Below are 13,178 nucleotides of genomic sequence, written 5' to 3' on the forward strand. Positions count from 1 at the left end.
AATGACATTCGTAAAGACCTGAAAGGAGAAGCTGATGAACAAAAAGAAGCTCTCAATCCGTTGGAAAATCACGATCTTATCCTATATACTCGTCATTTTCTCCTTTTTGATCGGCGGCATTGTGCTCATCGGCAACATTCAGCATACAGAGGAGCGGGAGTTGAAAAAGCGGCTGATGAATACGGCCCGGACTGTGTCAGAGATGACAGAAGTGAAAGAAGCCTTGGCGCGAAAAAAACAAACAGAAGCTGTTCGCCATGCGGTTGAAGAAATCAGGATGATTAATGAAGCAGACTATATTGTCGTCATGGATATGAATCACATCCGATATACGCATCCTGTCAGCACAAGCATCGGCAAGAAATCAGAAGGTGCAGACGAGGAGGCAGCGTTTGCGGAGCACATTTATTTCTCTGAAGCAAAGGGCGAGCTCGGCACGGCGGTTCGCGCTTTTTATCCGGTTAAGGATCAAGACCTGAACCAAATAGGCGTGGTGCTTGTCGGAAAAACGCTGCCAGGGATCGCTGACATCCTGCTTCATTTAAAGCGTGATATCGCATTCATCGTTGTGCTGACACTCGGCTTCGGCCTTGCTGGTTCCTTTTTGCTGGCCCGCCATATCAAAAAACAAATGTTTCAGCTTGAACCCCATGAGATTGTCCGAATGTATGAAGAACGGACAGCGACGTTTCACTCGATGAATGAAGGGGTAATCGCCATTGACAATCGTCTCATCATTACGATTTTCAATGAAAAAGCGAAACAGATCTTTGAAGTGCAGGGGGATCTGATCGGCAAGGTGATTTGGGAGGTTCTCAAGGATTCGCGCCTGCCCGAAATCGTGGAGCGGAACAAAGCGGTTTATAATGAAGAAATTCGTGTCAGCGGAAAAGTCATCATGAGCAGCAGAATTCCGATCGTCATGAAGAAAAAAGTGATCGGCGCCGTCGCGATTTTTCAGGACAGAACGGAAGCGGCCAAGATGGCAGAGGAATTGACTGGTGTCAGAAACTTTGTGGAGGCGCTCCGTGTCCAAAACCATGAGCATATGAATAAGCTGCACACGATCGCCGGTCTCATCCAGCTGGGGAAATCTGAAAAAGCCTTGCAGCTTGCATTCCAGGCGTCAACTGAGCAGGAAAATGTGACTGAATTTCTGCACCGCTCGATTCAAAATGACGCTGCGGCAGGCCTTCTATTAAGTAAAATCAGAAGGGGAAGAGAGCTCGGCATTGCTGTTCATATAGATGAAAACAGCAGTCTTCAGCAATTTCCCGAGCATGTTGATCAGCATGATATTGTCGTGCTTTTGGGGAATCTGATTGAAAATGCCTTCGGCTCATTTGAAACCGTTCAATCTGAAGACAAACGAATTGACATTAGTATCGAACAAACAGATGATATCCTTGCTATTTTAATAGAAGATAACGGCTGCGGAATTGATCCGGCACATATGCCTCGCCTTTACGACAAAGGTTTTACGGTCAATAAAACTGGCGGCACAGGCTATGGCCTGTATCTAGTGAAACAAATCATAGACAAAGGATCGGGCACGATAGAAGTTGATTCACATGCGGGGCAGGGGACATCTTTTTCTATCGTTTTTCCAATGAAGGGGGAGGAAGCACAGCATGGCTCGTAAAGAATGGAAGGTTCTGCTCATTGAAGACGATCCGATGGTTCAAGAGGTCAATAAGGATTTCATTACAACTGTTAAAGGCGTTACTGTCTGTGCAACGGCAGGAAACGGAGAGGAAGGCATGAAGCTGATCAAAGAAGAACAGCCGGATCTCGTCATTCTCGATGTGTACATGCCGAAAAAAGACGGCATCAAGACCTTGCAGGAGATCAGAAAGCAAAAGCTTGAAGTGGATGTCATTGTCGTCTCCGCTGCAAAAGACAAGGAAACGATCTCACTCATGCTGCAAAACGGGGCGGTTGACTATATCTTAAAGCCGTTTAAGCTTGAGCGAATGAGACAGGCACTCGAAAAGTACAAGCAATATAAACAAAAAATCGAAGCGAATGATACGCTGTCCCAGGAACAGCTCGATGCGATCCTGAATATTCCGCAGCAGGCTGTACAGGATCTGCCGAAAGGGTTGAATCATTTCACGATGAATGAAGTCACTGCTTTTTTGAAACAGCAAACCGCATCCCTTTCTGCTGAAGAGGTCGCCAAGGCGCTTGGCATCGCCAGAGTGACAGCCAGACGATATCTTGATTACTTAGAAAAAACCGGGATCATCAAATTGGACGTTCAATACGGCGGAGTCGGCCGGCCGGTCAACCGCTACGTGTTAAAAGGATAAACCTGAGACCAAAAAGACCAAAATGTCCGTTATGATCATAAACTTCCCCAGACATTATGAAAACGCTATCATTATAGTAAGAAAGACACAAAAGGCGAATAGGACAGGGGGATGAAGGATATGAAACTGTTTAAAAATTTAACAGTTCAGGTCATAACCGCGGTCATCATCGGGGTCATTGTCGGGCTGGTCTGGCCGGATGTCGGCAAAGAAATGAAACCGCTTGGCGATACATTTATCAACGCTGTTAAAATGGTGATTGCACCAATTATTTTCTTCACAATCGTTCTCGGGATTGCAAAAATGGGCGATATGAAGAAGGTTGGAAAAGTAGGGGGAAAAGCGTTTATCTATTTCGAGGTTGTCACCACCCTCGCACTCATTATCGGTTTATTTGTCGTCAATATTATGAAGCCGGGTGCGGGTCTTGATTACAGCAAGCTTGAAAAGGGTGATGTATCACAATACACGCAAAATGGCGGTCAGGGAATCGACTGGATTGAATTTGTTACACACATTGTTCCATCCAACATGGTTGATGCCTTCGCAAAAGGGGACATTTTGCAGGTCTTATTCTTTTCTATTCTTTTCGGAGTGGGTCTTGCGGCATTAGGCGAAAAAGGAAAAAGCGTCATTGATTTCTTCGACAAGGTTTCTCACGTTTTTTTCAAAATTATCGGCTACATTATGCGTGCCGCGCCAATCGGGGCATTCGGGGCGATGGCGTATACAATCGGACACTTCGGGCTCGATTCCATCAAACCGCTGGCAAGCTTAATGATGTCTGTTTATATTACGATGTTCCTGTTCGTATTTGTTGCTTTAAATATCATCTGCAAGCTTTACGGATTCAGCCTGTGGAATTACCTTCGCTTCATTAAGGATGAGCTTCTGATCGTGCTTGGCACAAGCTCTTCCGAATCGGTGCTTCCGCGTATGATGGATAAAATGGAGCGCTACGGCTGTTCCAAATCAGTTGTTGGACTTGTTATTCCGACGGGCTATTCGTTTAACCTCGACGGCACATCCATTTATTTATCTATGGCGACTGTCTTTTTGGCACAGGTGTTTGGAGTAGACCTCAGCATCGGCCAGCAAATTACGATTATCCTCGTTCTGATGCTGACATCGAAGGGAGCGGCAGGTGTGACGGGAAGCGGATTTATCGTCCTTGCCTCAACGCTGTCAGCGCTGCAGGTCATTCCGCTGGAGGGTCTTGCACTCCTGCTAGGGGTTGACCGTTTCATGAGTGAAGGAAGAGCCATTGTGAACCTGATCGGAAACGGAATCGCCACGATCATTGTTGCAAAAAGCGAAAATGAATTTGATGAAGCAAAAAGCGTAGAGGCTGTTGAAGGCATGAAAAAAATGAAAACAGCAGTCTGAAAAAAGAACGGCCCATCCATGGGCCGTTTTTTTAATTGTTTAAGAATTATTAAGGTAAGGACAGAGACCTCAGCATTTTTTTGTTATATAATTTACAAATGGATACTATATTGAATGAAGGACGTTTGTCCTAACAGGAGTGTATAAATGGCCGCTTTAGTTAAATTTTTTCAGCACCCGGGAGTAAGGCGTTTCTCCATCTTTGTCGTGTTAACTGGTGTGTTATATCTATTTAAGAGCATGATCAACTTAATATTGCTTACCTTCATTTTCACATTTCTTATGGATCGTTTGGAGCTTGTCGTGCGGCAGTTTGTAAGCCAGTTCTTCCGCGTGAGCCAGCGGGTTGTCATTACGTTTCTTTACATGTTGCTGGCTGTGCTGCTTACAGTCGGGGGCTTTGTGTTTTATCCGGTCGTCGCGGCACAGATCCAGCAGCTGGTAAAGCAGATTAAACATATTGCGTATCATCCTGACAGCATCCCTTTCTTTGATGAGATCACCAGTGTCTTCGGAGATATTAACATCAGTTCATATGTCAAAGAGGGCTTCAATGTAGTGTATACGTATCTGGCCGATATCAGCACATTCGGCTTGCAGGTCGTGATGGCGCTCATTCTCAGCATGTTTTTCTTATTTGAGAAAAAACGGCTTTCTGAATTCATGGCGAAATTTAAAACGAGCAAACTGAGGGTCTTTTATGAGGAGATTGCTTTTTTCGGAAGCAAATTTGCAAGAACGTTCGGCAAGGTGCTCGAGGCTCAATTTATCATTGCGCTCGTCAACTGTATTCTGACGTTTATCGCGCTTTGGATTATGCATTTTCCGCAGCTGTTTGGGCTTTCGATTATGGTGTTCTTCCTTGGATTGATCCCTGTAGCAGGCGTCGTCATTTCCCTGATTCCGCTCAGCATTATCGCCTACAGCACTGGCGGTGGAATGTATGTGCTCTACATTGTCCTTGTCATATTCGCCATTCATGCGATCGAAACCTATTTCTTAAATCCGAAGCTGATGTCGGCGAAAACAGAGCTGCCAATTTTTTTCACCTTCACAGTACTCATTTTCTCTGAACACTTCTTCGGCATTTGGGGTTTAATTATCGGGATTCCGATCTTTGTGTTTCTCCTTGATATTCTGGATGTCACCAACAAGGAAGATAGGTCTAAAGGACCCCGAGAGAATAGCGATAAAATGTAGTTTAAAATCGAATAATGAGTGTGCCTCGATCTGCCGGCCTGCCTGTTCAAGGCATGGAATTAAGACTCGGAATCGGAGCTTGGCATTGCTTCGCACAGTGGTGAACACAACAGGTGACAATGCCTGTCATCATTACAGAAACTGAAAAGAACAAACAGTCGGAGTAAACGCTCATCATCGGTTTAACCAAACATTTGGAAGCAACAAATGCTATAATACAAACAGTGCCTAATGTTAGGCACTGTTTATTTTTTGTCGAAAAAGGAGGAAGGCTTTATGGCTGAGCCGATTTTACATATTGAAGGCCTCGATAAAAAGATTGGGTCTAAACAGATTTTAAAACAGATCAGCATGGACGTCATGGAGGGTGAAATCATCGGCCTTCTCGGTCCAAATGGTTCCGGAAAAACAACACTCATCCGTATCATCGTCGGGCTGCTGAAACAAAACAGCGGAAGCGTGACAATCAGCGGATTCCAGCATGATACAGAGTTTGAAAAAGCGATGGAAGCGGTTGGAGCGATTGTTGAGAACCCTGAGTTCTATCCGTACCTGACAGGCTGGGAAAACCTCAAGCACTTTGCGAATATGCACAAAAAAATAGCGGATGAACGGCTTGATGAAGTGGTGGAACGTGTCGGGCTGACGTCAGCGATTCATGATAAGGTGAAAACCTATTCCCTTGGGATGCGCCAGCGTCTGGGAATCGCCCAGGCAATTCTTCACCGGCCGAAGCTTCTCATTCTAGATGAACCAACAAACGGCCTCGATCCTGCGGGGATGAAGGATTTTCGCGATCATATTAAAGAGCTCGCAGAAATGGAAGGAACAGCTGTCCTGTTCGCCACTCATTTATTGCGCGAGGTTGAAGACTTGTGCGACCGTGTCATCATCATTCAAAAAGGTGAGATCAAAGCGGAAGTCAGCTTACAAGGAACTGATCAAACCACAGAAAAAGCGATTATAGAAGTGCAGCCGCAAGAAAAAGCGCTCAATTGGCTGACAGGCAATCAATATCAAGCTGAGAGCCAAGACGGGACAATTGTAGTTGAGGTGGCAAAAGAAAACATACCGGAGCTGAACCGATCACTTGTCGGACAAGATCTGAATGTGTTTTCCATTACGCCTTACACGCAGTCACTGGAAGACGAATTTATAAAAGCGACAACAGCTCATCAAGAGGAGGGAGAAGAGCTTGTCTAAATTAATTTGGAATGAACATATGAAACTTTTTAATCGGAAGGTCACTTTGGTTTCTCTTATCCTGATGGCTGTCTTTCAATTCTTCATGGCATTGATCATTAAACGGATTGTCATCAGTGCCGGAACAGATGAAAACTTCATCGGCTATTTATCGTATACACCGAGCCTGAACATTTTGCTGCAGGCTTTAACGATCGTAATTGCAGCAACAATTGTTTCGATGGAATTTGATAAAAAGACGATCAAATTTTTGCTCATTCGTCCGGTTAAACGCCAAAAGGTCTTTTGGTCAAAATTAATCACAGTCGTGATGGTAAGCTTCTATTTGTATCTGGCATACTACATTCTGGCATTATTATTCGGTCTCGTGTTTTTTGGCACATCGGTGACTGCGGAATCAAAGACATTGCTGGTCAACACCTTGGCGCTGATCGGGTCAAACTGGCTTGAAGCTGTAATGATGGGATTATTCGGGCTGCTTTGTTCTTCGCTGTTCCGCAACAGCGCGGTAGCAGTTGTTGTTTCTTTTGTCGTTTTATACGGAGCGAGTACACTTGTTCAGCTCATGAAGTTGTTTGAAAACAAGTGGGGCAGCTTTTTGCTTTTTGCGAACACTGACTTTACGCAATACAGAAGCGGAGAGACAGCGTTGTTTTCAGGCATGACGCCATTGTTTTCAATTGGAATTCTCATCATACATGCCATATTCTTCATCGTTGTTGGCTGGTGGTGCTTCTGTAAACGGGATGTTCGGGTCTAAAGGCAAGGAATGACATTTTTGTGAAAAAGCTCACGTAAATCAATATCATTTGATATTTTGGTTTATACTAAAGGTACTGACGGAGGTGTCTCGATTGAGGAACTTTATTACCGCTTTACCGATCGTATTGCTGCTTGGATTCTCATTTGTGTCATTCATGTTTCAGTTTGAACATCTTGTTTATTTCAGGCTCGCGCTTGGGTTGTTTTCTCTCGTGGGACTGTACATGATATATAAAATGAAGACGGGCATCCGCTATTTTATCATCTATCTGTATGCCAGCTGGATTGTGTTGGCCGCAGTGACCGCTTTTGAAGAGCCGATTTTCTCAAGCTTTTTCTTTGGCGGCCTGGTGATGACGATGGGTTACCTGACATATATGCTGATTTATCTCGGCATGAAACAAGACCGGGATGCAAATCCTGTGTAATCGCGCTGTTCCCTTGGGGAACGGCGTGTTTTTTTATACTGGACAAAAAGATTAACAGTTGCGGAAAAATGGCAGGAAATCTATAATACATATTAAATTTATCGGAATTAAAACTTGGGGGGCTGCCGGATGTCATTATTTATACAAAACGATCAACAGCGGCAATGGATGGAGAAAATCGGACGGATTGCGGATGAATTTCAGCAAACAGCTGCTGAAGATGACGAACAGGGACGTTTTCCTGCAGAGAAAATACAAAAACTGCGTGATGCTGGGTATACAGCATTAACATTGCCGGCATCTCATGGCGGAGGGGGCATTTCTGTTTACGATATGCTCCTGTTTCAAGAACGGCTTGCACGGGGAGATGCTCCGACGGCTCTTAGCATCGGCTGGCATTTGAGCGTGATCGGGGAGCTTGGAGAAGGCAACAGCTGGGATGAAGACGTATTTGCATTTGTTGCCAAGGAAGTCCAAAACGGAGCTGTCATTAACAGGGCGGCGACTGAAGCGAAAACCGGAAGCCCGACAAGAGGAGGGCGTCCCGGTACACACGCCGTCAAAAAGGATGGCAAATGGGCAGTGAACGGGAGAAAAACCTTTACGACGATGTCACAAGCTCTGGATTATTTTTTAGTAACCGCATGGATTGAGGACAAACAAACAACAGGCGTGTTTCTCATTCATAAAGATGATCCCGGCTTGTCGATTGAAGAAACGTGGGATATGATGGCGATGCGGGCGACTGGGAGCCATGACCTTGTACTGAACGAAGTTATGCTTGATGAGAATAAGCTGGTGGAACTGCTTCAAGGGCCTCGTGGAGCTAAGCCGAATGGCTGGCTGCTTCACATTCCTGCGATTTATCTTGGTGTGGCTCAAGCTGCTCGTGACTATGCAGTGCAATTTGCATCTGAGTATTCTCCAAACAGCTTGAATGGACCGATCAAGAATGTCCCGGCCGTACAGCAAAGAACAGGCGAAATGGAGCTTGAACTGCTCAATGCCAGACACTTTCTTTTCCATATCGCTCAATTGTATGACGATCCGGAGCGGCGTCCACACTTGACCAGCGAGCTCGGTGCGGCGAAACATATCGTCACAAACGCTGCGCTGTCTGTTGTTGATAAAGCGATGAGAATTGTCGGGGCCAAAAGCCTGGAACGAACCAACCCGCTTCAGCGCTATTATCGTGATGTGCGCGCTGGTCTTCACAACCCGCCGATGGATGACGCCGTGATACACAAGCTGGCGGCTGAAGCGTTTGAGTCATAAAAAAAGAGCCTTACCGGCTCTTTTTATGTATTGTTTTGCTCTTGCAGATTTTTTTGATGCTTGCGGTCGATCCTGTCATAAATAACGTTCATCAGCTTTGGATTGCCCATAATCGCCTCTTTGTTTTCCTGGATCAGCTGTTGGTAAGTTTTCACTTTACGCTTCGGCATGCTCCGGTGCCCTCCTGACATGGTTGTATTCACTTTCTAACTCCGTCAGCGACAATTCATACAGATGACGCTTTGACTTTTTGTATATACCATTCTGTATTAACAGATGAATGAGCTGTTTTTTTCTGATTTCTGCAGACTGAGGTGTCATTGTGTCACCAACCTCCAATCAAACGATATTGATAATCATTATCAATTAACTTCAGTATACAATGTCCGCAATAGCCTGTAAAGATGAAAAGAGTCCTATTCTTGGCCAATTTACAAACATTCAACAAATCGACAAAAAGTTTCCCGGGCAATAATTTGCTGTCGAAATATTCCGCATCATTGAACGCACCCTGCTATTTTTCATGTTTTGAACCATACTATGTAATAGAATGGAGGCTGGTATTCAATGGAGCGGACAGAAAATCTGAAAAAGGGAGAAAAAGGGGCGCTCCTCAATATTTTTGCATATGTCATTCTTGCTGTTGTAAAGCTAGTCATCGGGATTCTATATCATTCTGAAGCGCTGAGAGCAGACGGGTTAAATAATGGAACAGATATTGTTGCGTCAGTAGCAGTGCTGATAGGATTGCGGATTTCTCAAAGACCGGCTGACAGCGATCATCCATACGGCCATTATCGGGCTGAAACAATTTCGTCTCTTGTTGCGTCTTTTATTATGATGGCAGTCGGCATTGAAGTGTTAATCGGCGGAGGAAAAGCGATTGCGGGCGGCACAACGGAAAAGCCAAATCTTATCGCGGCATGGACGGCGTTAGGCAGTGCTGTGTTTATGTATGGCATCTATTTATATAACAAAAGGCTGGCAGCGTCCATTAAAAGCTCTGCCCTGATGGCAGCGGCAAAGGACAGCAGGTCAGACGCTTTTGTAAGCGCCGGCGCGTTTATCGGTGTTTTTTCGTCCCAGCTGAAGCTGCCGTGGATTGATCCGGTAACGGCTTTTATCATCGGCATCATCATTTGCAAAACAGCGTGGGATATCTTTAAAGACGCTTCACATTCCTTAACAGACGGCTTCCATTTAAAAGATCTTGAGCCTTACAAACAGACCGTCGGCAGGATCGAAAATGTGCATCGCCTAAAGGATGTGAAAGCGAGGTATTTAGGCAGTACAGTTCATATCGAGATGGTCATTACGGTTGATCCGAAGCTTACAGTAGAAGAAGGCCATGGAGTGGCGGATGAAGTAGAAGACAAAATAAAACATGAACACGATGTCACTCATGTTCATGTTCATGTAGAGCCTGACGACATAAAATAAGGCTGTTTAACGAATTAGCTTATATGTTCAGATAAAAATTCAGTCACTTCTTCAGGCGTTTTGGCATTGGCGCTGTGAAGGTGAGCTGTTTTTTCACCGTTCTTGAAAATAAGCAGGCTGGGAATGCCCATTACTTGGTATTTTTCAGCCAGGTCAGGAAGCTCGTCCTTATTCAGCTCATACCAATCGTTTTGATTGTATTCTTCCAAAATATCGCCGATGAACATATTCATGCGTGTGCAGTCTGGGCACCAATCAGCATAAAACTTTACAATGATTTCTTTATCGGATTGAATCAGTTCATTAAATTGTTCGTTTGTTGTGATTTTTTTCATATGTCACATCTCCTTTTCAATGCCATTTTAATATAAAATAAAAAGGAATTACATACAAATGCATTCAACATCAGCATGCCCAAAAATAATTAGATCATTTTCCGGTGAAAATGATAAGATAGTAAAGATGAATTGTAGTGGGGGGAGTATCCATTGAAAACAAGTCTAGGATTAGTGTACGGAGGAAAGTCGGCAGAACATAATGTTTCCCTGCAGACGGCTCTGGCTGTAATCAAAGCGCTAAATACTGAGAAGTTTGATATACATCCGATTTATATAACAGAAAAAGGCGAATGGGTAAGAGGCGCCCGTTTAACTGAGCCTGTTTCAAATGTGAAAATGCTTCAATTTGAGCAAGGAGGCAGTGCTTTTTCTCCAGCTGCCTTGAACCAGGAGATGTTTCCGCAGGAAGCGTCACAGCAAAATGAAGCCATCGACGTCGTATTCCCGCTCCTCCACGGACCGAATGGAGAAGACGGTACGATCCAGGGAATGCTTGAGCTGTTGAACATTCCTTATGTCGGCAACGGAGTGCTTGCTTCCTCAGCTGGCATGGATAAAGTTGTCATGAAACATTTATTTGCGCAGGCTGGCCTTGCTCAGGCTAAATACGCAGCTTTCCTTAAAAAAGACTGGACTCGTTCTCCGAAAGAAAGCTGCGAGCAGGTTGAACAGGAATTAGGCTACCCTTGCTTCGTAAAACCGGCGAACCTCGGCTCAAGTGTCGGAATCAGCAAATGCCGAAACCGTGAAGAACTGCAAAAAGCGTTTGAGCTTGCTTTCCAATATGACCGCAAAGTCGTCGTCGAAGAAGGCATTAACGGCCGCGAGATCGAAATCGGCGTTCTTGGAAATGACGATCCTAAATGCTCTGTTGTGGGGGAAATCGCACCGAAGACGGATTTCTACGATTACAAAGCGAAATATGAGGATGGAGATACTGATCTGATGATTCCGGCGATTGTGACTGATGAGGAATACGCAACAATCAGTGATATGGCGATCAAAGCGTTTAAAGCGATCGATGGTTCAGGACTCGTCAGAGCGGACTTTTTCCTGACAGCTGACGGCGAAGTTCTGATCAATGAAGTCAACACAATGCCTGGCTTTACACCTTTCAGCATGTTCCCGCTGCTCTGGAAAGAAGCCGGAGTGGAATATGCTGACCTGATTGAACAGCTTGTGGAGCTTGCAAAAGAACGCCACGCTGAAAAACAATTGATTAAGCATACATTCTAATGAAGAAGGACACTGCCGGTAAAAGGGCAGTGTTTTTTCCCGTATATACAAAAGAAAGAGAGGGACCTTACTTGATTAAGCGAACAGTAAAAAACATTGCCGAAATGGTTAAAGGCACACTAACAAATCCGCAATATGAACAAACAGTCATTCATGGAGTGGCAACCGATACAAGAAAACTGGAACAACATCAGCTCTTCATTCCGCTGAAAGGGGAACGTTTTGACGGCCATACTTTTGTGGAGCAGGCTTTTGAAGCTGGTGTAGCGGCTGTTCTTTGGGATCGGTCAGAACCAAATCCGCCCGAGAATCACGCCGTCATTTTAGTGGACGATACCCTTACCGCACTTCAGCAGCTTGCAAAAGCCTATTTGCAGGAGCTTGGCACGCGTGTCATCGGAGTAACTGGAAGCAATGGCAAAACGACAACAAAAGATATGATTCACGCCGTACTGGGGACCCAGTACCGTGTCCACAAAACTGGAGGAAACTTCAATAATCATATCGGTTTGCCGCTGACAGTTTTAGCGATGCCTGAAAATACGGAGATCGCCGTATTGGAGATGGGAATGAGCGCCAAAGGAGAAATTGACCTCTTGAGCCGCCTGGCAAACCCGGATGCGGCAGTGATTACGAATATCGGCGAATCGCATATGCAAGACCTCGGCTCTAGAGAGGGCATCGCGGAGGCGAAGCTTGAAATCATTAACGGGCTTAAAGAAGCCGGAGTGCTGATTTATATCGGGGACGAACCGCTTCTTCAAAATGCATACAGCTGCCAGACGAAAACGTACGGTACGGGAACGCATAATGATTATCAGCTTCAGGATGTCAGCCAGAGTGAGGAAGGAACCCATTTTACAATCAAAGGGATAGAAAACACGTTTTTTATTCCGATACTCGGCAAGCACAATGTGATGAACGCCATGGCAGCGATTGCTGCAGGGGCTTATTTTGGCATCGCGCCTGAGGATGCGGCAAAAGGACTGAGCGGCCTAAAGGTAACCGGGATGAGACTTGAACTCATCAAAACAGACAGCGGCCTTTCGATAATCAATGACGCTTATAATGCGAGCCCGACTTCCATGAAAGCTGCAATTCAATTGACAGAAAGCCTCGAAGGCTACGGCAAAAAAATGCTCGTGCTCGGTGATATGCTTGAGCTCGGCGATCTTGAAGAAACGTTCCATAAAGAGTGCGGCGCTGTGATCAGCCCTGATAAAATTGACCGCGTCTTTACGTACGGAAAACTGGGAGCTTTTATCGCAGAAGGCGCCCTGAAACACTTTGAGAAAGACCGCGTCAGCCATTACACTGAGAAAAAAGATCTCCTCCAAGCTGTGAAGGAAAACGCATCAAAAGGCGATTTGATTTTATTCAAAGCGTCCAGAGGTATGAAGCTTGAAGAAATCGTTAAAGATTTAATAGAGAGCCCGCTTTCATAAGAAAATATTTTGCGAAAAAACGTATATTGCATCATAAAATAACATGATATGCAAACACTAATGTATGCCGGCCGAAAATTATGTATATCTGGCCGGCTGCGGCTATGATACAATATATATAGGTTATTTCGCGATACGAACATATTCGTCCGG

Annotated in this window: 14 protein-coding genes; 11 read left to right on the forward strand and 3 right to left on the reverse strand. The window is 44.9% G+C overall.

Annotation, left to right across the window (positions count from 1 at the left end; all coding sequences use genetic code 11):
• Window positions 1-34: 34 nt before the first annotated feature.
• The 8 genes from dctS (at window position 35) to MKX71_RS02530 (ending at window position 8,566) form a co-directional block, all read left to right on the forward strand.
• Window positions 35-1,642, forward strand: coding sequence for a two-component system sensor histidine kinase DctS (dctS, locus tag MKX71_RS02495; protein ID WP_033883548.1), 1,608 nt, complete (start codon window positions 35-37; stop codon window positions 1,640-1,642).
• Window positions 1,632-2,312 carry a two-component system response regulator DctR gene (gene dctR / locus MKX71_RS02500; protein ID WP_003234347.1) on the forward strand — a complete coding sequence of 227 codons (681 nt, stop codon included), beginning with the start codon at window positions 1,632-1,634 and terminating at the stop codon, window positions 2,310-2,312. The genes dctS and dctR overlap by 11 nt, the downstream gene beginning before the upstream one ends.
• Window positions 2,313-2,432: 120 nt before the next feature.
• Entirely contained in the window at window positions 2,433-3,698 is a 1,266-nt protein-coding gene (gene dctP, locus MKX71_RS02505) for a C4-dicarboxylate transporter DctP (RefSeq protein ID WP_014475862.1), read from the forward strand.
• A gap of 147 nt (window positions 3,699-3,845) precedes the next feature.
• Entirely contained in the window at window positions 3,846-4,898 is a 1,053-nt protein-coding gene (locus MKX71_RS02510; RefSeq protein ID WP_015252777.1) for an AI-2E family transporter, read from the forward strand.
• A gap of 276 nt (window positions 4,899-5,174) precedes the next feature.
• Window positions 5,175-6,101 (forward strand): ABC transporter ATP-binding protein, encoded by a 927-nt coding sequence (locus MKX71_RS02515; RefSeq protein ID WP_003246573.1) that lies wholly within the window; start codon window positions 5,175-5,177, stop codon window positions 6,099-6,101.
• Window positions 6,094-6,861 (forward strand): ABC transporter permease, encoded by a 768-nt coding sequence (locus MKX71_RS02520; RefSeq protein ID WP_015715273.1) that lies wholly within the window; start codon window positions 6,094-6,096, stop codon window positions 6,859-6,861. Before MKX71_RS02515 ends, MKX71_RS02520 begins: the two co-directional genes overlap by 8 nt.
• Before the next feature lie 94 nt (window positions 6,862-6,955).
• Window positions 6,956-7,291: a hypothetical protein gene (locus MKX71_RS02525; RefSeq protein ID WP_003225151.1), complete on the forward strand. Its 336-nt coding sequence runs from the start codon at window positions 6,956-6,958 to the stop codon at window positions 7,289-7,291.
• Between the two features lie 129 nt (window positions 7,292-7,420).
• Entirely contained in the window at window positions 7,421-8,566 is a 1,146-nt protein-coding gene (locus MKX71_RS02530) for an acyl-CoA dehydrogenase family protein (RefSeq protein WP_015715274.1), read from the forward strand.
• Window positions 8,567-8,589: 23 nt separating this feature from the next.
• Here MKX71_RS02530 and fbpB read toward each other — a convergent pair whose 3' ends face one another.
• Together fbpB and MKX71_RS02540 are read right to left on the reverse strand one after the other, a co-directional pair.
• Window positions 8,590-8,769 carry a Fur-regulated basic protein FbpB gene (fbpB, locus tag MKX71_RS02535; RefSeq protein WP_080262603.1) on the reverse strand — a complete coding sequence of 60 codons (180 nt, stop codon included), beginning with the start codon at window positions 8,767-8,769 and terminating at the stop codon, window positions 8,590-8,592.
• The gene (locus MKX71_RS02540; RefSeq protein ID WP_014478893.1) at window positions 8,723-8,887 is read right to left on the reverse strand and encodes a Fur-regulated basic protein FbpA; all 165 of its coding nucleotides are present in this window, start codon (window positions 8,885-8,887) and stop codon (window positions 8,723-8,725) included. The genes fbpB and MKX71_RS02540 overlap by 47 nt, the downstream gene beginning before the upstream one ends.
• A gap of 246 nt (window positions 8,888-9,133) precedes the next feature.
• Between MKX71_RS02540 and MKX71_RS02545 the strand changes: the two genes are divergently transcribed.
• Window positions 9,134-10,006 (forward strand): cation diffusion facilitator family transporter, encoded by an 873-nt coding sequence (locus MKX71_RS02545; protein ID WP_151262007.1) that lies wholly within the window; start codon window positions 9,134-9,136, stop codon window positions 10,004-10,006.
• Between the two features lie 14 nt (window positions 10,007-10,020).
• Here MKX71_RS02545 and MKX71_RS02550 read toward each other — a convergent pair whose 3' ends face one another.
• Window positions 10,021-10,341: a thioredoxin family protein gene (locus MKX71_RS02550; protein ID WP_003234326.1), complete on the reverse strand. Its 321-nt coding sequence runs from the start codon at window positions 10,339-10,341 to the stop codon at window positions 10,021-10,023.
• A 153-nt stretch (window positions 10,342-10,494) separates the two neighbouring features.
• Between MKX71_RS02550 and MKX71_RS02555 the strand changes: the two genes are divergently transcribed.
• Both MKX71_RS02555 and murF read left to right on the forward strand, forming a co-directional pair.
• Entirely contained in the window at window positions 10,495-11,580 is a 1,086-nt protein-coding gene (locus tag MKX71_RS02555) for a D-alanine--D-alanine ligase (protein ID WP_014475870.1), read from the forward strand.
• A 71-nt stretch (window positions 11,581-11,651) separates the two neighbouring features.
• Window positions 11,652-13,025 (forward strand): UDP-N-acetylmuramoyl-tripeptide--D-alanyl-D-alanine ligase, encoded by a 1,374-nt coding sequence (gene murF / locus MKX71_RS02560; protein WP_087614849.1) that lies wholly within the window; start codon window positions 11,652-11,654, stop codon window positions 13,023-13,025.
• Window positions 13,026-13,178: the final 153 nt, after the last annotated feature.

The organism is Bacillus sp. FSL M8-0071, assembly GCF_037975455.1.
Classification (GTDB): domain Bacteria; phylum Bacillota; class Bacilli; order Bacillales; family Bacillaceae; genus Bacillus; species Bacillus subtilis.

Coding starts and splice junctions, on each gene's coding strand:
- dctS (WP_033883548.1), top strand. CDS start 35: ATGAACAAAAAGAAGCTCTCAATCCGTTGGAAAATCACGATCTTATCC.
- dctR (WP_003234347.1), top strand. CDS start 1,632: ATGGCTCGTAAAGAATGGAAGGTTCTGCTCATTGAAGACGATCCGATG.
- dctP (WP_014475862.1), top strand. CDS start 2,433: ATGAAACTGTTTAAAAATTTAACAGTTCAGGTCATAACCGCGGTCATC.
- MKX71_RS02510 (WP_015252777.1), top strand. CDS start 3,846: ATGGCCGCTTTAGTTAAATTTTTTCAGCACCCGGGAGTAAGGCGTTTC.
- MKX71_RS02515 (WP_003246573.1), top strand. CDS start 5,175: ATGGCTGAGCCGATTTTACATATTGAAGGCCTCGATAAAAAGATTGGG.
- MKX71_RS02530 (WP_015715274.1), top strand. CDS start 7,421: ATGTCATTATTTATACAAAACGATCAACAGCGGCAATGGATGGAGAAA.
- MKX71_RS02540 (WP_014478893.1), bottom strand. CDS start 8,887: ATGACACCTCAGTCTGCAGAAATCAGAAAAAAACAGCTCATTCATCTG.
- MKX71_RS02545 (WP_151262007.1), top strand. CDS start 9,134: ATGGAGCGGACAGAAAATCTGAAAAAGGGAGAAAAAGGGGCGCTCCTC.
- MKX71_RS02550 (WP_003234326.1), bottom strand. CDS start 10,341: ATGAAAAAAATCACAACAAACGAACAATTTAATGAACTGATTCAATCC.